This is a genomic window from Streptomyces sp. NBC_01446 (assembly GCF_026340095.1).
GTDB classification, from domain to species: Bacteria; Actinomycetota; Actinomycetes; order Streptomycetales; family Streptomycetaceae; genus Streptomyces; species Streptomyces aureus.
On the sequence record NZ_JAPEPO010000004.1, the window covers coordinates 80772 to 106690 of the forward strand.

Here is a 25919-nt window from a genome sequence, read left to right on the forward strand (position 1 = left end):
TCACTGGCCTCCGCCGTTGATCGAGAGAACCGGAGTGAACGCGTGCCCGCGCGGATCGGCGTCAGGGATGCACACGCCGGACGAAAACATCCAGGCGTGCAAAGCGAAAGGGTGCTCGCGTACACCAACGTGGAGCACGGCCTTCAGGCCGCGCCGACGCAGCAGGACAAAAGCCGTCACGGCCTCGGCCTTGCAGTCATCGTTGACGAACCAGCTTCTGCGGCTGTGTGATTGCACTGCTCGTTTCAGCCGTGCGACGTCCTCGGCAGAGGCGGGGTCTGCCCGGGCATAATCCGGGGCTGCTAAGGACAGGAGCCGAAGGACGCGCCCGAACCCGATGGTCCGGATCAGCACATGCACTCCGCGCAGCCAGAGCCCGACCGCGACGTTGGAATGCTCCTTTTGGCGGCCCGCCGCGCACCCGGCACGGATGAGACCGGTGACGAGTTCGGTGCGTTCCGTGGAGCTTTCGTCGGCGAACTTCTGGATGTCCGCCGTCGCCATTCCGAGAAAACGCGTCCGCTTCCAGTCCGCGATCAACGCTCCGCCAGACGTCCGGGTGACCCGGCAATGCGGTGACAGGATCCGCTCCATGGCCACCAGGGCATCGGGGTTCTCTGCCACCGCACATCCTCCAAGGTCGCCTGCCGCGGCGACTCTGCGGCGGACTCGGTTCGACTTGCGGACGGTGTTTCAGGCAAGGTATCCGTGACCGTCGTAGTGGGCGCCGCTGAAGCCCCGGATCAGACGGCCGTTGCCGAAAAGGACAAGCCCACGCGGGATACGACGCCGCAGCAGTCGGGCAAACATGGCCTACCTCCAGATCGGTCAGCGCTTGTTAATTCGAGGCTACTCTGCCCAGGATGCCCCGCAACCGGGCAGAGTAGCCCCGCCCCGGGCTGAGCGAGATCTCCGTGGACGGCTGCACCACCAAGGCCCCGTCCGGCGGCGAGAAGGCCGGGCGCTCCCTGGTCGACCGGGGCAAGCAGGGACTGAAGCGCGCGTTCGCCTCCGACTCGTGCGGTGTCCCGCTCGGGATCATCTCCGACGGTGCCAACCGGCATAACTCGCCCTGCTCGGCCCCACCCTGGACACAAGCACACGCGCGTCAGTCGTTGACCGGAACGCCTACATTGTCGTCTCCGTAGAGGATCGGATCGCCCCTGCGCGCCAAGCGAGGGAGTGCAAAGTTGAAGCCCACTCGCGCAAAAACCGTTCGCGTACCTGCGCAGACGCGGCATCAAGGCCACGATCCCGATCCCTGCGGACCGCACCCGCAACCGGCATCGCCTCGGATCCCGAGGCGGCCGACCTTCGAAGTTCGACAAGGCCGACTACCGCGAGCGCCATGCGAACAGCCGTCGCCCGCGCCCCGGCCCACCGGCGATCTCATCCAGGGCCGCCTGTGTCGAACGCGCCAGGAAGCCGTCCCACAACAGCTCGGCAACCGCAGCAGTGTCCAGGAGATGCGCCATCAGAAGGCTCGTGGTGCCGCCGGCCCGTTCCCGCGACTTTCCCCACAACGCCCCCAGGGCCCTCACCACAAAGGGCTCGTACCGCTCAGCCAGCTGCTGCTTGTCCACTGGACCTCCACGCACTCGTCCGTAGAGCACCGGACAGTAGAGGCCAACACTGACAACGCGGCCTGAACTGCGAAAACCGAAACCCCACCCCTGACACCTTGAACCCGAAGGAGGCCACCACCACCATCGACGGACAGCAGCCAGCCATCCCCCACCACGGACCGCATTCCCCGGGGCGACCTCCCCCCAACGACCACCTGAGCCGGCGGCACTCACTCATCAGCTGCCCGCGGAGTTCTGATCTCAAGGGGACCGGCAACTGGAGTAGCCCGGCGGGCACTTGTGATCGGGCGGCCATACGGTCGGCGCGGGCGCCGCGGACGGTGCCCCGGCAGAGGGTGGCCCCGCGTCCCGTGCGCAACGCGGGGCCACCCTCTGCCGGGGGGCACCGTCCGGGCTCGGTGGACAGGGCGACCCTGCTGCCTGCTCCGGCCGCCAATCCGGCGGTCGCGACCGAAGCGTAGAACCCCGGACCCTGCCGGCCAGTGCGCGGATACGGGGCTCGCGCATTGCTGGCGTAAACCCTTCGCCCCCTATGGCTTGAACGCATCGCAGGCGGCGCTTACTTGTTCCCCGTGACAGCCAAGTGGCGTACTGCGGCCCCGGTTTTATATTCCGCTTCTTCATTGAATTTAATTGACCGTTGGCCATAGATCGGGGCGATCATTGGCCAACGGTTCGGGGGCGGACGGGGCTTGACGGTGTGACAGGTGTGACGCGAGGGACCGTTAGGCGCGGGTGCCGGAAATTGAATGTCGCAGTTGTGTCACGGGATTCGATCATGCTTATGCGTCACTGACCTGGCATTACTCTCCGTGGCCGTACCGGAGGGTGCCCCTCCGGTGGGCATAGAAAGCTCTTTCAAAGTTCAAGGGCTGCACGGAACCTCCACACTTGCTCCTATCATTTTTTCTATCCAACGGCCGTTCCCATGGGGGGATATACGTATGTCTGGACACGCTCAGCTTGCGCAGACGGGGGCTCCGGTTCTGGTGATCGGTGGCATCAGCTATCCGATCGGCGGCTGGATGCTCGCCACCGCGGCGGGCCTGCTCTGCTTGGGTCTGCTGTGCATTCGTTTCGGGTTCCGCCGCAAGCTCGCCGCCGGCGAGGCCGCGTCCACGACGTCAGCGCGGCACGGCAAGTGAGTCGCCGTCAGCGCAGTGCGCCGGTGCTGAGCGCCCATCAGCACCGGTCCGCGACCGTCGTCATGGGCATCATCGTTCTTCTGCTGGCCGCCGCGTGGGCCACGCACCACGCAGTGGTCGCCTTCGCCACCGATGCCGAGACCCGCAGCCGTCTCACCGTGGTCTGGATCAGCCTGTTCCTGGTGTTCCTCCTGCAGACCTTCATGTACCACCTCGAGCGGGTACCGCACCTGACCGAGCGCTCCCGCCGTCAGCTGGACGCGCTGCACGTGTCGATCCTGGTACCGGTCTACAACGAGGACCCCGGCTACCTGCGGCTCGGCCTGGAGAGTTTCCTGCGCCAGACCCGGATGCCCGACTCGGTCCACATCGTCGACGACGGCTCCACCAGCGGCGACTACGGCGACGTACGCCGGTGGTGGGAGCAGGCGGCTGCCCGAGCCGGCGTGGCCACCACCTGGCAGGTGGTGGCCAATGGCGGCAAGCGGCACGCCCAGGCCCACGCGGTACGGGTGAGTTCCGAGGCCGACATCTATCTCACCTGTGACTCGGACTCCTGCTTCGCGCCGAATGCCGTCGAGGAGATCCTGGTGCCGTTCGCCCGGCCGCGGGTGATGTCGGTCGCAGGCATCGTGATCGCCACCAACAACCGGGCGAACTGGCTGGTGCGGGTGACCGACCTGTGGTTCGTGGTGTGCCAGCTGGTGGACCGCTCCGGACAGTCCGCGGTCGGTGCCGTCATGGTCAACTCCGGCCCGATCGCCGCCTACCGGGCCGCCGTCATCCGCGACAACCTCGGCTCCTACCTCAACGAGACGTTCATGGGCCGCACCGTGATGTTCTCCGACGACAGCCTGCTCACCCTCTACGCCCAGCAGCGCGGCCTGACCGTGCAGCAGCCACGGGCGATCTGCTTCACCGCCATGCCCGAGAAGTGGAGCCACTTCTCGCGCATGTACCTGCGGTGGATGCGGGGCTCGACCATCCGGTCGGTGTGGCGGATGCGCTACCTCTCCCCCGCCCGGCCCGCCTACTGGCTGCACGCCATGCGCTGGCTGCAGATGCTCCTCACCCAGATGGTCACCGTCTGGCTGCTCATCGTCGAACCGTTCGTCTTCCACGAACTGCCGCCGGGCAGCATGCTCGTCATTCCGTTCCTCATCGGCTATGCCATGGGCCTGCGCTATCTGAGCATCATCCGCTCCGACGAACGCATCCGGCAGCGGGCCATGACCTGGCTGGCCATGCCGCTGGCCATCGTGCTCGCCTGGACCCTGCTGCGGTTCCTGCGCTGGTACGGCATCCTCACCTGCGCCAAGACCGGATGGGGAACCCGCCACAACGGCGCCGAGGTATCTCTGGACACCCGCGTCAGCGAAATCCGGCAGCCTGAACCCGCACCGGCGCTGGCCGGACCTGCCGCACCACCCAGTGCTGCCACTCCTGCATTCGGGATGCCGGAGCCGCACTACTACCCGACCAGCGATCCCTGGGCCGAGCAGCACCAATCAACCGACACCTGGTAACCCCGCGCCACGGCACGTGCCCGGCACCACCCGCCGGGCGCACCCCGCGAGCCCATTCCACCGGCAGGTACGCAACCCCGCTGTTTGTGTTGCGTGTTGACCAGTTGGCCTCGGCGCGCATCGCCCGGCCCCGGTATGACGCCGGGGTTCGCCGGCGCGAGCTCCCGCTCTTTCTTCGTTTTTTCACGACCGTCTTCAGGGGGAACGCTCATGGACCGCTTGGCGTCCACGCAACGCGTCGCCGTATTCGGCGCCGGCTACATCGGCCTGGTCGCCGGTGCCTGCTTCGCCGAGCTCGGCCACCAGGTCACCATCCGCGACATCCAGCCCGAGCGCATCCGACTGCTCAACGCCGGAGACGTCCCGATCTACGAGCCGGGCCTGGGCGACACGCTCGCCCGCAACAAGGAACGCCTCACCTACACCCTGGACGCCACGGCGGCCGTCGCCGACGCCGAGGTCGCCTACATCTGCGTCGACACCCCGCCCACCGCATCCGGGGACGCCGACCTGTCCCGCGTGTGGTCCGTCATCAACTCCCTGACCAGCGCAGGTCATCTCAAAGCCGTCGTGGTGAAGTCCACCGTCCCCGTCGGCACCGGCGCCCGCATCCGCCAAGCCCTCGACGACGCCGGCCTCGCCCACGTCGCCTACGCCTCCAACCCCGAATTCACCGCAGAGGGGCGCGCCATCGAAGACTTCATGCGCCCCGACCGCATCGTCATCGGAGCCGAGAACGACACCGCCGCCCAGCTCGTGGCCACCTTGCACCAGGGCATCCCCGGCCCCGTGGAAACGATGGACATCGCCTCCGCGGAAATGGTCAAGATGGCCGCCAACGCCCTGCTGGCCACCAAGATCTCATTCACCAACGAAATCGCCGCCCTGTGCGAGGCCACCGGCGCCGACATCACCCACGTCACCCGCGCCATCGGCCAGGACCACCGCCTGGGCCCGCACTTCATGAACGCCGGCCTCGGCTACGGCGGCAGCTGCTTCCCCAAGGACTCCCGCGCCCTGCGCGCCCTCGCCGCCAACAGCGGCTACCCCTTCCAGCTCCTGACCGCCGTCATCGAGGTCAACGAGCTCCAGCCACGCCGCGCCGTCCAGCGCCTCAAGACGGAGCTCGGCCAGCTGAAGAACCGCACCATCGCCCTGCTCGGCATGACCTTCAAACCCGGCACCGACGACATGCGCGAAGCACCCTCCACCATCATCGCCTCCCGCCTGCTCGCCGAGGGCGCCACCGTTACCTGCTGGGACCCCATGGCCCGCCCCCAGCCCGGCATGCACCCCTGGGACCAGGCCCACCGCCGGCCCACCATCCAAGAAGCCCTCACCGGCGCCGACGCCGCCATCCTCGTCACCGAGTGGCCCGAACTGACCACCACCGACTGGACTGCCGCACACCACGTCATGAATGGCACAGCTCCCGTCCTCTACGACGGCCGCAACCACCTCGACCCCCACACCATGCAGACCGCCGGATACACCCTCCTCAGCGTCGGACGCCCCACCACCGTTCCCCACACGGCCAGCTGACCCGTCACGGCTGAGCTTGGCAGCGTCAGCCGTCCGACCCGATGGCGGATGAGTGCGGACAAACTGGCCGACGTAGGCGGTGTCGGCCCAGACCTGGGGAGGTCCTACTCCGCGCTGACCGGTCCCGTAGATCCGCACGTGCCAGTTCCAGCCGGCGGCCCCTCCAGTGACGGGCCTGTCACTCTCCGGGGTGCGCGAGCGACGGCGGGCATCACCGCAGCACTCCTGGCAGTTCGCAACCCCGAAAGCCGGAACAGCCGCCAGACAGCGGGTTTCGGTTGTCGCGACCGCCCACCTTCTGGGCCAAAGCAGTATGCCGTTTAGGGACGGGTGGACCCCCAAGGCTGCGCAGTCCGGAGATCGGTTCGGCCATCGATGGCTGGCACATCGGCGACGACGTTCCGCACTCCGTACTTCTTGACGCGGATCTTGGCGCTAACACGCACCTCGGCTGTCACGGGTTGCCCGAGAGGGGCGTGCACGAGCATCGTGACAAGCTGCTGACCTGACAGCGGCTGGACGGGGCGCGAATAGAAGGTCCATCGAGGCAAGTGACTGCCCTCCTTGCTGGCGATGACCGTCTCCTCGACCGCTTCGCGGTCCGAACGGCCCATCTCGCCGCCCAGCTTCACGCCGCCCGCGGAGAGGCCGATCTTCAGAGACCAGGAACCGTACTTGACTGGGAGAGACGTGGTCTGGGGGGCCAGGTTCCAGGCTGTGGGCTGGCGAGGTGCGCCCAGGCTCTCGAACTTGAAGAAGACTCCCAACTCGTCGAAAGGCTCAGCATCCTTAGCCTCTCCAGGAAGGAGGTCGCAGCCCAGCCGTACCACGAAGAATTCGGTCTGGTCGCGCGCGCCAAGGTCGTTGAGATGCTGCAGCTCCTCGAGGTCCAGCTTCGGGAACACTGCGTCTGGGCGGTCCGCACAGACGGGGGTGAGTTCAAGTCGGCGGGCCAGCCGGGGCAGGGGCCCTGAACCGAGTGTGGGCTCGGCGACGAGATCCACCGGGAGTCGGGGGACACTGTCGGGGATGAGGGTATTAGCCATGCTTTCCTTCCAGATTCCTTCGGTTTATCGTGCGCCGATATAGCTGAAAGCGCCCCAGTGGCGATACTCCGGATATCTTTCGCGGGTGGCCTGCTGCGCTGCACGGAACGCTTCTAGCTTGGGCACTCCCTGGTGCAATCGGTCGTGCAACGCCCGGAAGAAATGGGTCGCTGGGGCGGGGTGAACCTTCCACAGGCAGCCCACGACAGTTGCGGCACCCGCAACGAGGAAGGCCGGCGCGATGCCCCGGTGGTTGTCCAAAATGTCGAACCGATAGGAAGTTGACTCGCAGGCGCTGAGGGTCACGATGTCAACGCCTCTCAGATCCAGGCCGAGAACGTCGTGGGCGTAGAGCCGGCCGTCACTGTCAGCGCTCGGTGTCAGGTACAGGCACTGGCGCCATCCGGCGATGTCGTCTCGCGATCCGTGAGCGGCGATGTGAATGAATCGCGCCGCGGGCATGGCCTGGAGAAGGTTCGCCCGAGTGGCATCCTCACCGACCATTGGGACCACGCCGACCTGATCCGCGACGGCACGGGCATGCTCTTCGAGGCTCACTTCTTCGTGAAGTCCGAAGTTCACGCCACCTACGGCGGAGGCCGCGATCACGTGTCCGTGCGCGAATTCTGCGGAGACTGTGGCGCGCTCGATGCTGTGCAGGCCCTGAATCGTGGTCACCGTCCAGTGGTCGGCCAGCGGACTTCCGTCGACCTGCATGAGGTGGAACGGCAGGCGGTGCATGGGGCCGTGAGGCCAGATGCAGAGGTGACGCTTCCCCTGTTCCCGCCAGGCCGTGAGCTCGCTGGCGAAATGATTCCCAAAATAGGTGCGGGCATCCAGCAGTCGCAGGGCCTCGTCTGTCACCTCGTCGAAACCCGGATACTTCGCCAATTCGTCGTGCAGAGGCCCCACATGCCCCGCGAAAGGGTGGAGAGCTCTGGTCTCATTCCGACCTTCTGCTCCGATGAGAGTCAAGGGACTGACCAGATCGGTGAAATGCTGTCCCGACATCACGGCTCCCTCGTGGGTCAACGTCACGCGGTGCGCGGAGACCATGGGCCGTGCCGATTTCCCCTCGGAACGAGGAAGGATGGTCAGACCAGCGAAGAATGAAATGAGGACGGTGTCCTCTGGGATGATTCTGTCGATTGCACCGCACGAGGCTTGCGAGCAGAAATCCATCCATGACTGAACTGATCGCGCAGGTGGTGGTGTGAGGGTCGCGGTGAACTGCCGGTCGAATACGCGCCACATATTGTCCACCCTTTCAGTCGGGGTGGCTCCTTCGTCCGCCTCTGTCTCGCTCAGGTAAGACAGCGACGCGACCATCCCGTCCCACGGATCACTGGGCGGCATTCCGGCGCGGTCGATCTCGCCTTCGGACGTGGTGGCCTCTCTGAGCCATTCTCTGACCGGTTCCGGCATCGGGCGTGGTCCAGGTGCATGGGCAGCGCAGTCGATCTCCATTCCCTTGCCGACACGATGGAGCATCAGGTGCGCGTACGGGGCTACCTGCTTCCCGGTTCGGGCGGTCGACAGGGCCTGACATGCCTCGTACAGGAGGTGGGTCATGTGCGAACGGTCACCCGCCCGCGGTGCGTAGCATGCGACAACTCCCAGCGCCCCGACCGCATGGACCTGATACTCGTGGCCGTCGCCTGCTCCAGCCTCGCGGACCAGCCCGGTGATGGCGGCTGCCGCTCTCTCGCCATGCCCAAGAACCAGGTACCGCCACGCCGCACCGCAGTGGTAACCGATCGCCGCGAGTGGGTCTGCGGAGGCTGCGCAGGAGTCTCCGGCCTGCATCGAGGCCCAGGCCGTCAGGTGGAGGACGGACGGCCATGCGTCCGGGTACAGGTCGGGCGTCACGCGCGCTTGATCGATGAGGCGGAGCGCGCGAACGCCGTCTCCGGCCTCAGACGCGTGCGCAGCAAGGTGGATGAGGCCGGAGGCCCCTCGCTGTTTGCCGGCTCCTCTGCGGAGCCGACTCTCGTGCGTTCGATCGTTCTTCCGCGCCGCTCGACAGGTGAGGGTGTTGCCGGGCAGAGCGTGCACCTCGGTATGCCACAGCTCAATGTCGATATCGGTCTTGGCGTGCGCCCGCGTCGTGGTGAGGCTGGCGCGGATACTGGCGATGACTTCCCGTAAGAGATCTTGATTCCCCGTGTACCTGGCTGCGGACAGAGCCAAGTGGGCCGTCCCTACGACGTAGTCGGTTCGGCGTGTGCGGAACAACTCACCCAGGGGAACAGGCAGGATGTCGGAGAGTTCCGTGGGCATGGGAGCTTCGTTGTTCAGCCAGGCGATCGTGGAGACGTGCAGGTAGGCGAGAGGATCCTCCGTCGCGTCGACGAAGGAGTAGGCCGAACGCATCGCCTCTGTGGCCTTGCGGCGGAGGGCTGCTGCGTCGGGTACATCCAGTTCCGCCAGGCGAGCGTACGCCTGGGCGAGGTTCCGTAGGTTGTTGGCCTTTCGATGCCCCGACGTCAGCGCCGCAGCCTCCTCGAAGTAGGGCAGGGCCGACCGGAGAGCGTGCCGCGCCTTCGGCATGGGTGACCGTGTGAGGGTCTCGAGGAGAGTACTGACTGCATTGCGTCGCCGCTCACGTGTCCGCCACCTGTCATGCCTGGCAACGGGGTCGTCGAGACTGACATAGCTGAGGTAGGGGCCGAGTCTCAGTCCGCCGGCAACTGTGAGAGTGGCAGCCAACTCATCGTGGTCCCCCTCTTCGCGCAGGGCCTCGATCTGCTGATCGGTGACCTGACAGGCTGCGGCGAAGCGCGAACCGTCGGGTTCTGCAACGAGCCACGCTGACATAGCATCATTGAAGACATCTGCGGCCAGCCACCACGGACTTGACCTAGTGACACCCCACCGGGGCTCGGCAGCGGTCATGGCGAGGCGAGCAGCCACGCAGGCAGTGCTGAAGATGCCGCGACGCATGTTCTCCAGGGCATCGCCACCAATCACGATGAGTGTCAGCGGGTGCAGCGCGGAGGTGTCCGCGCGAACCTGCCGCAGCACCTCGCCTTCCTGCACCACCCCATGGACCACGCTCCGGACCTGGTTGCGCAGTCGCTCGATAACGGCGCGGTCGGCAGTCGTGAGCGGACCGTGTTGGTCACACAGGGCCTTGAGGCGAGCCCAGTTCCTACTTCCGTACCCGTCTACTGGCGCGTCCGCCCAGTCCAACCTTGCCCCCGCCCATGTGGTTCGGCTGACCAAGGTACCGGGAACACCGTGGACGCACCGGACACTCGCGCGATCCACCGCCGGGTCGTCGTCCGCCCGCGCAGAGACCTATACAGCGCACGACCGCCCGGCTTCGACAAGGAGCGGTACAAGCGGTGCACACTGCCAAGGGGGAAACTGTCGACCTCCGCCCCGCATACCCGGGCGTCGGTACCTTCCCTCCCGTTAGAGGCACCCCGAACATCAAGGGCATGCGCAAGCTCTGCTAGGCGGTCTTGTTTGGATCATCTGGCAGAGCAAAGGAAGCTGCCCGCGACGTGCAGTCCGGCCAGGTAGATCGTCACTGTCTCATCCAGCGGTACACGTTGCTGTTGGAGCTGTCGGGCACGGAGATGGCTCCATGACCGCGCGGGATAGTTCCTCGCGGCTGCCTTGGCGTTGCTTCGGGGCATGACGCGGTCAGTCCCGATGGGGCGGGAGTCGTTGGGTGGAGTCGAGGCGGCTGAAGACCCAGCGGATGAGGTCTCTGTTGAGGGTGAGTCCTGGGTTGTCACTGAGGGCGTCGTGGAGTAGCAGGGTGATCTTGGCCCAGTTACGGAAGGAGCCGTGTCCGCTGTGGTCGTCGGTGTAGAGGATCAGGTCGGGGTGGGTGTCGCTCCAGATGGGGTGGTAGGCGGCGATCGTGCTTTGCACTTCGGTGGGGGTGAGGGGGGTGAACTGGTACCAGTCGAGGATGCGTGAGTGGAGTCCGGGGCAGCTGAGAATCTTCTGGCGGAGGTTGCCGCTGCCGACGAGGAGGATGGGGGCGCGTTGGGCGTCGTCGCCCCACAGGTCGCGGATGTACTCGAGGGCGGTTTTGCTGAGCCATTGGGCTTCGTCGAAGAGGAGGACGCGGGGGTCGTCTTCGAGGGCTTCTTTGATCTGCCGTCCGCTGTCGTCGGCGGAGGTGGGCGGGGTGCCGGGCAGGCCGAGGGCGCGCCAGAGGTCTCCGCGTACTTCGCTCATGTTGGCGGCTTGGCGGAAGCGTAGGCGCACGGTGGTGTCGGGGGCGTGGCGGCGTAGGGCGGTGTGGACGGCGAAGGTTTTTCCGAGGCCGACGTGGCCGTGGATGGCGACGATGGCGTTGTACTTGGTTGCCTTTTTGATGCGGTCTTCGGTCTCGGAGAGGGCGCGGGTGGCCATGATGTTGGCGCCGGTGAGGCCGAGGTTGAGGTAGTGGTCTTTGGCGGGTGGGGGGAGTTGGCTGGGGCGGCTCGGTGGTGTGGGGGCAGTGGTGGTCACTGGGGGTCCTGTTCGCCGTCGCGGGTGTCCTTGGGGTCGTTGTGGGGGCGGGTCCAGTCGTCTGCGGGCGGGGGCAGGGGGATGACGTCGGGCAGTGCTTCGGCGTGGAGTGAGTGGCCGTCCAGGTCGCGTAGGTAGGTGAGTGCTTGGTCTTCGGGCAGTGCGGTCAGCGGGGTGGGCGGCTCGGGTTCGGTGACGGCGGCGTACAGGGTGCGGCGGGCTTTGTCGGCCTTCTTCAGCTGGGCGCGTAGGCGGTCGGCTTCGCGGCGCTGGGCTCTTTTGAGGGCGTGGATCTGTTCGGGGGTGGCTTGGTTGGCCATGTAGGCGGGGCCGAGGTGGTGGCCGGATTGTGGGTCGTAGAGCTCGACGCGGTGGTCGTGGTGGGGCAGGTAGCGCAGGGTGACCTTTTCGCCGACGAAGCCGTGCATCCAGTCGGCGATGTAGTCGCGGTTTTTGAAGCGGACGCCGGAGTTGTTGATGGTCAGGGCCTTGCCGTGGTGTTCGAGGGTGTAGGTGTGCAGGTCGCTGGCGGGGACGGTGTGGATGAGGGCGGTGTCGGCGTGCCAGGACTGGGCGGGGGTTTGGTTGTTGAGGGACTTGAGGGGGTGGTGGTTCCATTCGTCGACCCATTCGCGGACCTTGCCGACGAAGGCTTCGAAGTGCAGGTAGGGCGGGTCGGGGGTGATGGGTTTGCCGTTGATCAGGGTGGGGGCGTGGGTGTAGCCGGGCAGGCCTGCGAAGAGTGTTTTCTTGATGGCGCCGTTGACGGCTTCGACGTTGGGTTTGCCGTCGGGGGTGTAGGGGGGTAGTGCGATGAGTTCGCTTCCCAGGGCGCCGAGGGCCTGGCCGACGGTGGCGCACAGGAATTCTTTGCCGCCGTCGACGCGGATGTAGTCGGGGATGCCGCCGAAGGGGCCGTGGTGGTCGTCGATGAGGACGGCGTCGCGGATGGCGACGAGGACGGCTTCGCGGCTGGGGCGTTGGGGGGTGATGGCCAGGCCGCAGATGGCGCTGTGGGCGCAGTCGATGAAGAAGGTGATCCAGGGTTTGCGGAAGTGGCCGTCGATGCGGACTTTGACGCTGGCTTCGACGTGGTCGGTTTCCCAGGCGTAGTTGCGGTGGTGGCGCTCGCGTTGGCCGTGGACGTCGAGGGCGCGGCGGGCTTTTTCGCCGGCGCGTAGGCCGGCGCGCTGGCCGGGTGACAGGGCGCGGGTGACGGCGCGGTGGAAGGTGGGCAGGGAGGGCAGCGGTGGGTCGTCGGGGTGCGGGGTGGTGTTCAGTTCTTTCCAGGCGGAGCTGGCGTTGCCGCACCAGCGGGCAACGACGGAGAGCATGTGCTCGGTGAGTTCGAAGCGGGCTCGGGTGGCAGGGGTGTAGGTGCCGTTGTGGGCGCGGGCGTTGGCGAGCCAGCGGTCGACGGTGCGGGCGTCGACGTCGAAGGCGTCGGCGACGCCGTGGATGCGGGTGCGGGTGAGCTGGCCGGCGTTTTGGAGGGCGATCAGGCGGCGGACGGCGGTGGCGCGCAGGGCGGTGGTGTCGGGCGGCGGGGGGAGATCCACGGTCGGCTCCGTTTAGCGGTGGTGGGGCTGTGTGGCGGGTGCGAGGGAGAGGAGGCCTGCGCCGTAGGTCTTGGCTTTGCCGATGCCGTTACGAATCGCGTGGGTGAGGAGGTCGGTGTCGGTGATGCGGGCCAGTCCTTCGAATTGGGTGAGTTTGTAGTGCGGGATTTTGTGCGTGCTCTCGTGCCGGGGGAAGGGGCGTGGGGTGCTGTGGCAGGTGAGGGTGATGAGGCCGGCTTTGCGGGCGCGGTCGTGCCACCAGGCCAGGGCGTCGTCTCCGGTGAGGCAGGTGCGTTTGCCGCGGCGTTTGCCGGTGACGGGGTCGGGGTGGGGGTTGCCGGCGGAGCGGCAGACGGTGGGGGCGGCGGTGATGCGGTAGCGGACGGTCAGGTTCGGGGTGAGGGCGTGGAGCATGGGGACGAGGCTGCGGGTTCGGGCGGTGGTGGCGTAGTGGGTGGGGAGGGCGGCGAGGTCGGGTGGTTGGGCGGTCTGCAGGAGGAGGGTGGGGTGGCGGTCGGGCTCGATGCGGTAGAGCATGCCGGCGCTGGCGCGGGGGGCGGGGCCGAGGTGGTCGGGGGCCAGGCGCATGAGGGTTTTGTGGAGTTGGTTGCTGTCGGTGAGGTCGTGGCGGGCGTCGCGGTGGCGGGGGTTGATCAGGAGTTGGGTGAGGGTGGGGGCGTGCACGGGGGTGCTCCGGTGAGGTAGGTGGTCAGGGCGTCGATGGGGCGGGGTCCCGCGTGGAGGGCGGCGGGGAGGTGTTCGGTGGTCAGCCACAGCGGGCGGGGCAGGTGGGAGCGGGTGTGGGGGGTGAAGTCGGCGGGTTCGCTGGTGGCTTCGCGGTCGGGGTAGGTGGCGTGGGCGCCGGGTGGGGGCGCTTCCCACACGAAGGTGGTGGGCAGGGTCGTGTCGGTGGGGGTGGGCGGGGTGGTGCGGGTGAGGGGGACGCGGGTGCGGAGTTCTGTGACGGGGTCGGTGCTGTCGGCGCTCAGCAGGAGGGGTTCGTCGGGCAGGCAGGAGCGGCGGCCGAGGTAGAGGCCGAACTGGGGGGTGGTGAGTGCCTCGGCGATGTCGTCGAGGAGGGCTGTGGGGCCTTGAACGGCGGCGGTGAAGCAGGCGCCGATGAGGTAGTCGCGGTGGGAGACGAGGGTGGATTCCTCTTGTTTGCGTGGGCGGCCGCTCGCGGTGGGCAGGCGTTTGCCGGGCGGGTAGCCGCCGCCGACGGTGTGGAAGTCGCGGTAGCGGGTGCCGGGGTCGTCGATGCGCAGGGTGAAGGTGAGGTCGTGGTGGTTGGGGTTGCCGGGCAGGTGGGGGTAGGGGGCGAGGGCCTGGGTGCGGGGGCGGCCCTGGGCGGCGGCGATCATGCCGATCAGCGCGGAGCGGGTGGGGAAGGGACCGGTGTCGCGGTGGTGGAAGGTGCCGCGTTCGCCCCAGGCCTGCAGCACGCCGCTCAGGCGCAGGATGAGGCCGCTCATACCGCGGTGCCGGTGAGGGCTGCGGTGGCGCAGGCAGCGGCGAGATCGTCGAACGAGAGGTGGTGGGTACCGAGTTGATGCTCAAGCGGGGCTTGGCTCGTGGCGTGGCCGTGGGCGATACGGCGGCGGGTGCCGGCCAGACGGTCGCTGACGGCGGCGTAGTCGGTCAGCGTGGTGAGGGCGGGGGCGAGGTGTCCGCCGCGGGCGTCGGCCTGGACGGGTTGTTCGAAGGCGGCGCTGTAGGAGATGGGGCGGGCGTCGCGGACGGCGTAGTAGACGAGGTCGGGGATGGTGTGGGGGGCGGTGGCGGTCTTTCGGCTGCCGGGCATGGCCATGATGAAGTGCCAGGTGAACAGTTCGATGAGGTCGCGGGCGATGTCGGGGCGGGCGTCGTGGGTCAGGTTGTTGAGGAGTTCCGTGATGTTGACGGTGGCGAAGCGGTAGAAGACGCCGGCGGTCAGGAACGCGGTTTCCAGGTGGGCGCCGCCCTTGTCGCCGTGTTGGGGCCAGTCCTCGCCGGTGGTGAAGTAGTCGGGCTGGGGGTTGCTGCGGTGGACGGTGAAGGCCGGTGCCATCTGGACGGCGGCTTCGACGTGTCCGTCGGCGAGTTCGGCGTGCATGCGGCCGAGGAGGTTGATGCTGGCGGTGCGCCGGGTCAGGTGGCGGGCCACCTGCTTGCTGTTGAGGACCGGCGCGGGTTCCTTCTTCCGCTTCTTGGGGTCGTCGGCGGCTTCTGCGGTGTGGGCGGTGAGGGCCTCTTCCAGTTCGGCCCGGCTGTCCTGGCACAGCTCGGCAAGGTCGGCGATGACGGCCCGGGGCAGGTAGAGCATGGCCTTGGTGCGGAAGTCGCTCTCGTGTTTGAGTCCGTCCTTCTTGGCGGACAGGACGGTCTGCGCGCCGGCGAATTCGGCGAGGTCGTCGGGCCAGTCGGTGTCCTTCAAGTGCTGGGCCAGGACCAGGGCCAGGGTGCGCGTGCGGGCGGCGTACTCTCCCAGTTCACCCTCGACGGCGTGGCGGATGGGCCGTTTCCAGGCCTGGCTGGAGACGAACGTCCGCTCGGCGTTTCCCCAGGTGATGCTTTTGGGTTCCTGGAACTCGTTGCGGTTGAGGTTGGCGGCCGGCACGGCGTGAAGGATGTGCAGGTCGAGGTAGCGGGCAGGGACGTACACAGGACTCCTGAACGGTGAGGTGGTGCCCGCTCCCCCGGCCGCGAGCGGCGTGGCTGTGCCGAGGGGCGGCATGGCAGAAAGGGGGTGGGTCAGGTGCCGGGGAGGACGGGTGCGTCGAGGACGTCGGCGAAAGCGTCGTCCCAGCGCAGATTGACCCGGTGGTGGTCGTAGTGGCGTTCGACGAGGTCGCCCAGGAGCACTGCCCAGTCCGGGTAGAGACCTTTGCCGTTCAGCCGCGTGATTTCTGAGGGCAGACGCCGATGCAGTTGGTCTTCGCCAAGCCGGGTGAGCAGGCGCAGCTTCTGCTCGGTGCGCTCCTCGTCGTAGCCGGCCTCGTGAATGGCGGTGGCGAGAGTGCTGCCCAGGTTGGGCCGGCAAAACCAGGCGGACGCCGGGTGCGCTGAGTCGGTGGAGTTTTTCTCGTGCAGCGGACGGTCGGTGCTGGGTGGGGTAATGGGGGCGTCGCAGGGCCTGTCGTGGTCGTCTTGTGGGGCCGCGCCGGTCAGGGCGATGAGGCTGGCGACGGTGTAGTAGGCGCGGCGGGCCGGTTTGCGCCTGGTGTCGCGCAGGTAGCGGTGCATGTCGGTGCATTCGGCGACCGGGCGGCCGCGTCCGGTGCCCAGTGCCCGGCGGATGCCTGCCTGTTGGCACAGGTCGTGGACGGATGCGGTGAACTGGTCGTATTCCTTGCGGTATTGGTCCATGGTCGGCATCAGGTGCGCCGCTTTCGCTGGGTGTGGTGTGGGGTGTGCAGGCTGCGTACGGCGCGTGCGACAGCACGGGCGGCGTGCGGGCTGCGGGCGCGGTCGCTTTGGGTGGCTGCGCGCAGGGCGCCGGCGGCGGCGCGGGTGAACGCGGGCCGGACGGGCTCGTCTGGTGTGTCCAGCAGGCGCCAGAAGGCCTTCTCCGCGCCGGGCCAGTACCGGGCGGTGGCGTCGGCAGCCCAGGCTGCGCCGGCGTTGCGCCGGGGGGCGGCCCGCCGGATGTCCTTCCAGGCCTGTCGGGCGGCGTGGTCCAGGGTTTCGGCGACTTCTTCCGCGCTTTGGCAGCAGTCGGCGATGCGCTGGGCGCGTGCGGGGTCGTGTTCCTGCATCCAGTGCAGCAGTGGCGGGGTCAGGGCGGTGTACCACTGGCGGTTGATGGTGAGGACGGGGTCTTGGTGGAAGCCGTGCACGCGCACGCGCAGGGTTTGGCGCAGGTCCTCGGGCAGGTCGTTGAGGGTGCTGAAGATGTCGGGGCGGCGCATCGCGCGGTCTTCGTCGGGGGCCAGCAGCAGCGTGTCCAGTTCGCGCCACCAGGCGCGGTCGGCATCCGCGCGGCGTCTGCCGCGGCGGGGTACGCCGGCGCGGTCGTGTTGGCCGGACGGGGTGGTGTGGGCGAGGTAGGGGTCGCTGGCCTCGAGGAACGCGTCGCTGGACGGCAGGGCCCAGCTGATATGGGCGTCGGTGACCGCGCTCCCCGTGGGATCGGGCACGAGGAGCAGGGCGTGGCGGGAGCGGCCGGTCAGCAGGCGGCCTGGCCAGGTGATGGGATGGGGTGGAGCGAGCGGGTCGGGAGGCGGGGCTTCCCAGGGGCACAGGTCGGCTTCGAGTTGTTCCTCGCCGGTGAAGGGCGGGCATCCGGCCACGAGGGTCTCGAACAGGGTGCGGCCCTGGGGGTGGTAGGAGACGGTGGTGCGCAAGGGGCCGCTGTACAGCTGTTTGCTGGAGCGGCTGCCCACGGTGCGGACGCGGCCGGTGCCGTGGCGGCCGTAGAAGTGCCAGATGAGCAGGTGCTGCAGGGCGTGGGGGGTGGGCACGGGGGCTGGGGTGTCGCCGGGCGCAGTGAACCAGACCAGGTTGTTGCCGGCGGGGCGGTGGACGAGGGCGTTGATGCCGTCCGGCGGGCACTGCTCGCGCAGGGCTGCATCCTGCAGCCAGGGCCGGTGCGGATCAAAGACGTCCCAACAGTGGCGGGTGAAGTAGGTGTGGACGTCTGCGGGATCGAGACGCCCGGTGTGGAGGACCTCGCGGCGCAGTTCGGTCCACTGCTGGGCTGTCAGGTCGGGGTCGTCGAGGCCGGTGATGCGGGCGGCGATGGCGACGGCGATCCGCAGCAGTGCGGAGGCTGCGGGCGGCGCGGCCAGCGCGAGGTCGTCGAGGGTGTGGGCGTTGAGGAGCAGGTCTTGCAGGCCGACGCGCCGGTAGGAGGGTCCGGTGCGGGCGTCGATCCAGGGGTTGGTGGCGGCGCTGTAGGTGGGGGGCGGCGGTAATTCGGGCATGGCAGTGGCAGGCCTTGCGGGCAGGGGGCAGCGGGGATCTGGGGTGGTCATGGGTGGGGTGCGGCGGTGGTTCTTGCCGCGGCACCTGTGGGGGCGGTGTGCCGTGCGAGGGTCGAAAGGGCGCCGGCGCGACGTTGGTGAGGTCCGTCAATGTCCTTGTGGGACAGGGGTGTTGGTGCCATGGTCGAGGCGCCAGCGGTGGTTGGTAGCGAATCACGCGGGTGGCGGCGCCCACAAACAGTGAGGAATTCTGACTGTCATTTCGTGGCCTGATTGCACCGCTTGGTCAGGGGGTGCGCGCCGGTCAGTGCTGGTCCTTGCGGTGGATCAGGCCGAGATCGGGGTCCATGCGCAGCAGGTACTGTCCGAAACAGTGGTCAATGTCTGGTTGACCTGTCTCAGTGGGCAGCAGGACGGTGTCGGCGAGCAGGGCGTGGCGTTGCCAGCTGTCGGGCGTCGCGGGGCCGCTGTGGGGGCCTGCCACCCAGGCGGCGGGTACGGGGAGGCTGTGTTCCAGGATGGTGCGGATCTGGCGGGAGTTGAGGCGCGGCTGGTCGGGCAGCGGGTGCCGGCCCTCAGGGTCGAGGGTCAGCCGTCCGGTCGGGGTGCGGTAGCAGGGCAGCAAGCGGCGGGGCATGGTGCCCAGGCGGGTGGCGGCCTGCGCGGCGGTCAGGTGCTGGCGGTGCAGGTCGGCCAGGGAGGACACCCGTTGCGGGGCCGGCACCAGGTGCACGGCGCTGTGGTGTTCCTCGGCGAGCACGCGCGTGGTGTGGCGGGCGATGAGCCGCTGCAGACGGGCCGTTTCCTGCGCGAAGGGTGAGTCGGCGCCGTGGACGGCTTCGACGAGGTACTGCACGTCATCGGGGAGCGTCACGTTGTGCAGGTCGCCGCGGGTGAGCAGGTGGGCGGTGGCGTGCAGCACGGCGGCGGGCTCCACACGGTGCCAGCCGGGCGGCAGAGCGGTGGCGCCACGGGAGTTGACCGGGTGCAGCACGGTCAGTTGCGGGCCCGCTTCGGGATCCCACCAGGCGGGGCGGGCGAGGCCGGGTTGATGGTGCGTGAAGCGGCCCAGCCGGCCGGCGCGCTGCAGCAAACGGGCCAGCGAGGCCAGGTCACTGACCATGAGGTCGACGTCGATGTCGAGACTGGTGTCCAGCAGGCTGGTGGTGATCACCACTAGCCTGGTCGGGCGCGGCCCGTAGCGCCCCAGCCGGTGGCGCAGCCGGCGCAGCAAGCGCTCGCGCAGCCCGTCGCCGCGCCGGGCATGGAGCAGCAGCAGCTCCCCCGGCGCCCATCCGCTCAGCTGGTGCAGGAAGGCGTAGGTGTCCTGCGCGTCGGCGACGGTGGCGCAGACGACGGCCGCGCAGCCGCCGTCATCGATGACCGGGGTTAGAGCGTCGGCCACAGCAGTCAGGCGCTCCCCCGCCACCGGGGTGCGGCCGGCCTGTTCCAGGCGCCGGTAGGTGACGTCTTGGAGCGTGATGCGGACGGGGCGGCGCTGGGCCTTCAGGTGCGCCTGGCGGGCTGTGTCGTCCATGTGGAGGGTGCGCGCTTCGCGGGCGTCGGCGAACATCCATCCGGGGTAAGCAGGTGCCAGGGGGCGGTTGTTGAGGTCGCTCGGGCGGTGTCCGGCTCCCGAAAGGTAGGAGCGGACCAGGTCGTTACAGGTGGAAGCGGGCAAGGTCGCCGACAGCAGCACGACGGGGCAGCCCAGTGCGCCCAGCCAGGCCAGCAGGCGGCGCAGCTGCAGCTGGCTGAACGCCGACAGGGCATGGGCCTCGTCCACGATGACCGTCTTGCCGCTCAGCGCCAGCAGTCTCAGGGCGCTGTAGCGCACCGGGAGGGCCGCCATCTGCGCCTGGTCGACGGTGGTCACGGTGAACTGGGTGAGCAGAGCGGCATCCCCGCCGCGCGGCGCCGCGTCCGCACCATCGCCCTCGACGCGCGCCTCGCCTGCGGACGGGGCAAGATCACGGGAGCCGCCGAGTACGGAGGCGTCGTCGCCGGCCAAGTCCCGGTCGGTGTAGGCGGCGCTGACCAAGCTGTGGCTGTGCACCAGCTCGACCCGGGCCGACTCGACCGAGTGGGCGCGCACGTACCGGTCGAGGGTCTCGTAGATGCCATTGGCTGCGGCCGTGCTCGGCAGCAGCCACGCCACCCCTTGTGTGCCGCACCGTTCGTTGAAGATCCGCGCCAGTTCCAGGGCCGTCACGCTCTTGCCCGTGCCGGTGGCGTCCGTGACCGCGACAATGCCCACCCCCCGCTCGGCCACGGCCTGCGGCATCTGCTTCAGCACCGCGGCTTGCGCCTCATTGGGCTCCTCAACCCCTTGGTGGGCAGCGGTGAACGCGAGCGGCGGCAGTACGATCCGGGCGAGCCCGCACTCCCCCACCGCCTCCCGGGCCTGTTGACGGGCCAGCGCGTGGTGCTCGTGGGCACCGAAGGCGGACGCGTGCGCGTTGCGCAGCCAGTACGCGTCCCGGCTGGCCAATCGGTCCGCCACCATGGTCAAACCGGTGATCAGGACCGCGGGGGGGACCGACATGCGCTCCGGGGCCTTACCGGAAGCGAACTGATGCCACAGCAGACGGGCATAGCGAGAACGCAACTCCTGCCACCGCGGTCCGCCCAGCACGGCCGCCACCCTGCCCGCAGAGGCCCCCTGATCGATGTCGAGCTGCAGAAACCGTCCATGGTGCCCGCCAAGGCACTGCGCCGCACGCACCGCCGGACTATCGTTGCCGCCGAGCGTGAAGCCGACTTCGGCCAACAGACCCAGTGCAGCGTGCATCGACACGCGGGCGTGATCCACCTCCGCCACGCGCCCCGCATCGGCCAGCAGTTCGTCCGACACTCTCAGCCACGCCGCTGGCCTGCGGCGCTGGAAATGCGGTGACAGTTTCCCGATGTCATGCAACGCCGCCAAAAACGCCACCACGCCCCGTGCTTGTTCAGGCTCAAGTCCCAACCCGGCAGCAATAACTGCCCGTTGACTGCCAGTGAGGAACTGGTCCCACAACTCGGCGGCGACCGCACCTACATCGATCAAGTGGAAAAGCAGGGAATAGCCAGTCGACTTCCACGCATCCCACTTGCCCCACGGGCTGACATCAATCCCGCCATAACGTCCGTCCTCTAACGCACTCACCACCCCAACTCTGCCACCAGGCCGGGAGATCAGCAGGATAAACAGACGACCCCACCCCAGGGCTGTCCTCCGCTACCACCCGTCGAGGCCCTCCCCCACACCCGTGCAGGCACCAATCGACTCGCCCAGCTCGCTCCGCCCCCGGACTCTGCTACTTTGGCCACCGCTAGTTGCGGAAGCGCACGCACTCAACTTGCCTAGAATCGCGCTCAGTTCTTGGCACGTCGCACGTCAGCAAGCCTCCGCCCCGCGCGCGCGGGGGTGACTCTTGATCCATGAGGTCTGTAAACAGTTGTTGAGCGTACGGCCCGCGCGAGCGGGGGTGACTCTTTCGTGGCGTAGACGTCCCGGGTGGTGACGGTGGACGCCCCGCGCGAGCGGGGGTGACCCCGGCAGCGTCGCACGCTGCGCGGCGATCTCGTCGTACGTCCCGCGCGAGCGGGGGTGACTCCAGCGGGTCATAGGAGTCGTGCACCGTCACCGTGTACGTCCCGCGCGAGCGGGGGTGACTCCAGATGGGCCATGTCCCAGTCGGTCAGTTCGTCGTACCCCCGCGCGAGCGGGGGTGACTCCGGCACGACGATGCCCGAGACCGTACATTTCGGGTGGCGAGCAGAGCGGTCCTCCCGGGGACTTCTCGATGAGCTGCCCGACAGTGCGGTCCGCACGAGCGGGGATGGGCTGACTGGCACTCACCACCGGCCAGAAAACGGGGCCCTCGCCCACGCGGAGGGATAGCGCCCGGCTCGACTGACTTCTCTCGCCATGGGCGAGCATGCGCACGGTTGCGGTCATGTGCATCCGTCATACACCAGGCAGCGGGCTCTCTCACCCGTCGCAAGCCTCAATTCCACAGGTCACGGGCATACTCGTATTGCGATTCTCAGCAACCTGAACTGGGGTTTCTCACAGCATGGCACCCGCAAAACTCACTCCACTGCGGTGGGTCATCGCCCCTGACCAGGCCCAATGGAGTGCCATACATGTCACTGCAATGAGAGGAGAGGTTGGTCGGGTGTCGAAGCGAGAGTCAGCACCAACTACGAGATCGTCATCCCGACCGTCGTCAGGAATGAGGCATCGCGATGAGCACCGTCCCCGGCTTTCACAGCCCGGAGATCTTCGAGGCGCTGCCTAATGCCCGCCTGTCTCCCACGGCTCTTGAGTACAACTGGTCGAAACTCGCTGCCTGTTCCTACTAGACTGCACGTCACGGAGGGTACGTCCCGCGCGAGCGGGGGTGACTCCTTCAGGGCGAGGCTGCTCTGGGTCATCGTCACGTACGTCCCGCGCGAGCGGGGGTGACTCCGCGCTCGGGAGCCAGGATGGCGTAGGAGAGCAGTACGTCCCGCGCGAGCGGGGTCCCCCCAAGAGGCTGACGCTGGATGGTGGTGGCGGGTAAGTCCCGCGCGAGCGGGGCTGACTCCTGGGGGAACGGCAGCTTCGGCGCTGTTGATCCGTGTACGCCCCGCGCTAGCGGGGGCGGTTCTCTCGGGGACTTCTCAATGAGCTGCACGACAGTGTGGTCCACACGAGCAGGAATGGGCTGACTGGCACTCACCACGGCCAGAAAACAGGGCCCTCGCCCACGCAGGGAAGGCAGCGCCCGACTCGAGTGGCTTCCCCAGCCACAGGGAGCATGCGCACGATTGCGGCCATGCGCATCCGTCATACACAGGGCAGCGGGCTCTCTCACCCGTCGCAAGCCTCAATTCCGCAGGTCACGGGCATGCTCGTATTGCGATTCTCAGCAATCTGAACTGGGGTTTCTCACAGCATGGCACTCGCAAAACTCACTCCTCTGCGGTGGGCCATCGCCCCTGACCAGGCCCAATGGCGCGCCACGCATGACACTGCGGTGAGAGGTTAGTCGGGCATCGAAGCGAGAGTCAGCACGCAGGGGACCATCACCCGTTGCGCAATCATTGCCAGTGGCCTCGCGTCAACGACTTGAGCAGTAAGAAAGTGCAGTCAGGACAGTGTGCAACGTCGTTGAACTGCCCAATGCCGTGCCTGTAGCCGCCGGCCGCTGCGCAGATGAGTGCGCACCTCCCCCTGTATTGCGCAGTGGATAAGGCTACGGGTGCGCACTGCTGTGGTGGCTGCGCAGTGCCTGGTATCGGCGCTCGAACCCGGAGGCGAGATGCTCGGCGCGCTGCAGATCGTCGCGGGTCAGCTGCCGGTTGCCCGACTTGATCCCGTCGTGGGCGAGCCGATTCAGCAGCGCCTCGTACGTCGGAGGTTCACCCAGGCGCCCGTATGCGTCGGCCCACCGGCGGTAGATGCGCTGCTCCAGTGCGTACCGGCGCAGGGTACTGGGGCTGACCGGCTGTCCCTTGTCGCCCAGGACACCAGACGCAGCAAGCTGTTGGGATATCTCCTCCCAGGCTGCTCCGCCCTTGGGTTCCCTGCCGTGGGTGTCCACGTAGTTCTGGTAGGCGCGGTAGTACCGGTCGGGGTTCGTGAGCCGGGCGAGCTCCTCCCCCACTTCCCCTGCGTCGTCCTGCGTCGTGGAAGTGTCGAGGGCTACGTCGATCTGTGCGCGGTCCCGCTGTGAGGGAACCGGCACCAAGTCGTCCGACGAAGTCTTGCTTGGCGCCAGCCCGGCGGCGGGACTCATGTCCGCGACGCTAGGGGCTGGGAGTGGCTCCGCTGTCACCTCAGCGGGCAGCAAGTGCGCCTCGGGAGCATCCAGGTTGTAGCGCTCTCGCAGGTACTGCGCGAACGCTGCCGCATCGGGTGAGGCACCGAACTCCTCGACATAGGCACGGGCCACATCCCAATAGAACGCCGCCCACGTCTCCTGCGAGACCGGCACCTCAGCCTGTGGCCCCTCCCCGTCGCCCATGTTCTGGCGGCCCACGCTCGCCTCACTCCTGAACGCATATTCGGCGAGGAGCGGCACCAGCTCCCCCTCCGGCAGCGGACTGCCGTCGACCTGGGCGGCGCCATGCTCATCCCGCAGATAGTGCGCGAACTGAGCCGCCGTCGGCACGACCTGATACTCAGCCAGAAACTCCTCAAAAGGGCCGAAGTAGTCGACTGAATCCGCCGCCTCGACATGGTGCGCCGGCAACTGCTGGGCGAACCACGCACCCGAAGGTTCTGCCGCAGAAACCTCTACAGCGTCGATCGGCAACTCCAGCTCCGCTGGCTGCTGCCGCGCGGCCGGCAGCAGCCGTGATTCGATGCCCGCTGCCTCGAGCCCCGCCGGAGCGGTCTCCGTGAGCGGGACGCCGTAGCGCGCCAGGCGCAGCGGCATCAGGGACTCGACGGGGGCCTTGCGGCGCCAGCCGCGCCCGAAGCGGGAGTGCAGCCGCGCCTGGTAGACCATGCGCTCCTGCTCCAGCTTGATGACCGCCTCGTAGGAACGCAGCTCCCACAGCTTCATGCGGCGCCACAGCAGGAACGTGGGCAGCGGACAGAGCAGCCAGCGCGTGAGGCGCACGCCCTCCATGTGCTTGTCGGCCGTGATGTCCGCGATCCGGCCCACCGCGTGCCGCGCCGCCTCGATGGAGACGACGAACAGGATCGGGATGACGGCGTGCATGCCGACCCCGAGCGGGTCCGGCCAGGCAGCCGCGCCGTTGAACGCGATCGTCGCCGCGGTCAGCAGCCACGCCGTCTGGCGCAGCAGCGGGAACGGGATGCGGATCCAGGTCAGCAGCAGATCCAGCGCGAGCAGTACACAGATACCCGCGTCGATACCGATCGGGAACACATAGCTGAAGTTCCCGAACCCCTTCCGGCGCGCGAGCGAGCGAACGGCCGCGTACGAACCCGCGAAACCGATGCCGGCGATGACCACCGCACCCGCGACGACCACGCCCATGAGTATGCGGTGCGTCCGCGTCAGCTGCGGCGCGGCCACACCATCCTCCCGCCCTAACCCACCCTCACCCTCTGCTCCTCCCCCGCCCCGCACGCCCCAACAACCCCCATCACCTCGCGGTCAACTCACCCACCACAATTCACTTTTGCACACCCGAACAAGCCACGACACAGCAAACCGCTAACTGCCCACAACCACACACCAGTTGACCCATCCAACAGGGACCGAGAAGTTGAACCGGCCGAACCATCTCACGTGCCCGGGAGACTCGACCCGCGACAACCTTCCTGCCAGCCCACCCCACTCGCGCCCCACGCACCCGGGCCGATGCTCACGCGGGTTCCCTTCCGTGTTACCTGAGTTCAACGGCGTAGCTGTTTCCGTCGAACTCCCATCCGTCGGTGCCTTCACCGATGTCCTGCACGATGACGTCGTCGATGAAGTGGTCTTCGAGTTCGTCGTCGGTGAGCTCGCCGGCCGTCCAGAGTTCCTCGATCGCGTCCCAGTCACCCTGGCTCCCGTCGATGCGCAGGGGCGCGGCTTTGCGTGTTCCGCGTTCGCGCCGGTCGGCGCCGGTGGTGACATAGCCGCTGATCTCGAACTGGCCGTTCTTGACCTGGTCGGGGATCGGGTCGGCAGGGACGAGGGCGACGTTCTCGTAGGCGGTGTGGATGAGATCGCGGTAGCTACGGCGGACGTTGTACTCCGGATCGGACAGCCAGTTGAGAAGAGTCTTGACGGTCACGTCGAGCCCGGACTCTTCCAGGGCCTGGTATCCGCGGTGTGTTCCGGTGAGCTGGGAGAGCTGGGCGTGCCAGTGCTTGGCGCTGTACGACGACAGCCGGTGGCGGGGCGTGACCTGGGCGCGCAGGAGGTCGGTGAGGGCGGCGCCCAGGGACCCTCCGTGGCCGGTGGGGCCGGCCATCAGTCGTCACCCTCGGGAATCATCTCGCCCGGCTGGATGAACTTGGCCTTGACCTCGCCGAAGCCGGTCCCGATCCGGTACGTGGCGGGGGGCGTGCCGGGTGGCGTCCAGAAGACGGCCGCGTCGACGTTGCGCAGGGCGATGAGCTGGTGGCCCTCCTGGACCGCCTTGAAGGCCACGGTCCAGTGGCGCACGGACGCCTCGGCGACCATGCTCATGCGCCAGTCCGGCCGCCA

The 25919-nt window shown here is 67.9% G+C and carries 17 protein-coding genes, 2 pseudogenes and 1 CRISPR repeat array; of the genes and pseudogenes, 4 read left to right on the forward strand and 15 right to left on the reverse strand.

Translation table 11 applies throughout. The features are described from left to right. Entirely contained in the window at nt 1-624 is a 624-nt protein-coding gene (locus OG456_RS50270) for a lasso peptide biosynthesis B2 protein (protein ID WP_266571877.1), read from the reverse strand. A 284-nt stretch (nt 625-908) separates the two neighbouring features. Here OG456_RS50270 and OG456_RS50275 point away from each other — a divergent pair. Beyond that, nucleotides 909-1073: pseudogene (locus OG456_RS50275) on the forward strand (IS5/IS1182 family transposase); the annotation flags it as partial. A gap of 261 nt (nt 1074-1334) precedes the next feature. On the opposite strand, the gene OG456_RS50280 reads toward OG456_RS50275, so the two are convergent. Next, on the reverse strand, nt 1335-1583 hold the full coding sequence (locus OG456_RS50280; RefSeq protein ID WP_323136498.1) for an HD domain-containing protein: 249 nt from the start codon (nt 1581-1583) through the stop codon (nt 1335-1337). Between the two features lie 947 nt (nt 1584-2530). Between OG456_RS50280 and OG456_RS50285 the strand changes: the two genes are divergently transcribed. From OG456_RS50285 to OG456_RS50295, 3 genes are all read left to right on the forward strand, one after another. Then, nucleotides 2531-2731 carry a hypothetical protein gene (locus OG456_RS50285; protein WP_266571878.1) on the forward strand — a complete coding sequence of 67 codons (201 nt, stop codon included), beginning with the start codon at nt 2531-2533 and terminating at the stop codon, nt 2729-2731. A gap of 23 nt (nt 2732-2754) precedes the next feature. Next, a complete protein-coding gene (locus OG456_RS50290; protein ID WP_266571879.1) occupies nt 2755-4257 on the forward strand; it encodes a glycosyltransferase in 1503 nt (500 codons plus the stop codon). Nucleotides 4258-4467: 210 nt separating this feature from the next. After that, nucleotides 4468-5799 carry a UDP-glucose/GDP-mannose dehydrogenase family protein gene (locus OG456_RS50295; protein WP_266571880.1) on the forward strand — a complete coding sequence of 444 codons (1332 nt, stop codon included), beginning with the start codon at nt 4468-4470 and terminating at the stop codon, nt 5797-5799. Nucleotides 5800-6119: 320 nt separating this feature from the next. On the opposite strand, the gene OG456_RS50300 is transcribed toward OG456_RS50295, so the two are convergent. The 13 genes and pseudogenes from OG456_RS50300 to OG456_RS50360 all read right to left on the reverse strand — a co-directional run. Beyond that, on the reverse strand, nt 6120-6845 hold the full coding sequence (locus OG456_RS50300) for a hypothetical protein (protein WP_266571881.1): 726 nt from the start codon (nt 6843-6845) through the stop codon (nt 6120-6122). A 24-nt stretch (nt 6846-6869) separates the two neighbouring features. Beyond that, on the reverse strand, nt 6870-9884 hold the full coding sequence (locus OG456_RS50305; protein WP_266571882.1) for a CHAT domain-containing protein: 3015 nt from the start codon (nt 9882-9884) through the stop codon (nt 6870-6872). Nucleotides 9885-10496: 612 nt separating this feature from the next. Further along, nucleotides 10497-11318, reverse strand: coding sequence for an ATP-binding protein (locus OG456_RS50310; RefSeq protein ID WP_266571883.1), 822 nt, complete (start codon nt 11316-11318; stop codon nt 10497-10499). Continuing rightward, a complete protein-coding gene (locus tag OG456_RS50315) occupies nt 11315-12877 on the reverse strand; it encodes a transposase family protein (protein WP_266571884.1) in 1563 nt (520 codons plus the stop codon). The genes OG456_RS50310 and OG456_RS50315 overlap by 4 nt, the downstream gene beginning before the upstream one ends. A 12-nt stretch (nt 12878-12889) precedes the next feature. Then, on the reverse strand, nt 12890-13561 hold the full coding sequence (cas6e, locus tag OG456_RS50320) for a type I-E CRISPR-associated protein Cas6/Cse3/CasE (protein ID WP_266571885.1): 672 nt from the start codon (nt 13559-13561) through the stop codon (nt 12890-12892). Continuing rightward, on the reverse strand, nt 13531-14349 hold the full coding sequence (gene cas5e / locus OG456_RS50325) for a type I-E CRISPR-associated protein Cas5/CasD (RefSeq protein WP_266571886.1): 819 nt from the start codon (nt 14347-14349) through the stop codon (nt 13531-13533). The genes cas6e and cas5e overlap by 31 nt, the downstream gene beginning before the upstream one ends. Next, a complete protein-coding gene (gene cas7e, locus OG456_RS50330) occupies nt 14346-15518 on the reverse strand; it encodes a type I-E CRISPR-associated protein Cas7/Cse4/CasC (protein WP_266571887.1) in 1173 nt (390 codons plus the stop codon). The genes cas5e and cas7e overlap by 4 nt, the downstream gene beginning before the upstream one ends. A gap of 89 nt (nt 15519-15607) precedes the next feature. After that, nucleotides 15608-16231 carry a type I-E CRISPR-associated protein Cse2/CasB gene (gene casB, locus OG456_RS50335; RefSeq protein ID WP_266571888.1) on the reverse strand — a complete coding sequence of 208 codons (624 nt, stop codon included), beginning with the start codon at nt 16229-16231 and terminating at the stop codon, nt 15608-15610. Next, nucleotides 16231-17778: a type I-E CRISPR-associated protein Cse1/CasA gene (gene casA, locus OG456_RS50340; protein WP_266571889.1), complete on the reverse strand. Its 1548-nt coding sequence runs from the start codon at nt 17776-17778 to the stop codon at nt 16231-16233. The genes casB and casA overlap by 1 nt, the downstream gene beginning before the upstream one ends. Before the next feature lie 304 nt (nt 17779-18082). Then, nucleotides 18083-20926, reverse strand: a complete 2844-nt coding sequence (locus tag OG456_RS50345; RefSeq protein WP_266571890.1) for a CRISPR-associated endonuclease Cas3'' — start codon at nt 20924-20926, stop codon at nt 18083-18085. 243 nt (nt 20927-21169) lie between these two features. Further along, a CRISPR array of direct repeats spans nt 21170-21498; the repeat unit is 22 nt; unit sequence CCCGCGCGAGCGGGGGTGACTC. 2597 nt (nt 21499-24095) lie between these two features. Beyond that, nucleotides 24096-24797 (reverse strand): annotated as a pseudogene (locus tag OG456_RS50350) (DUF2637 domain-containing protein); the annotation flags it as partial. Between the two features lie 313 nt (nt 24798-25110). Next, nucleotides 25111-25683, reverse strand: coding sequence for a hypothetical protein (locus tag OG456_RS50355; RefSeq protein WP_266571891.1), 573 nt, complete (start codon nt 25681-25683; stop codon nt 25111-25113). Continuing rightward, a partial coding sequence (locus OG456_RS50360; protein WP_266571892.1) for a hypothetical protein occupies nt 25683-25919 on the reverse strand: 237 nt, incomplete at its 5' end. The genes OG456_RS50360 and OG456_RS50355, both read right to left, overlap by 1 nt.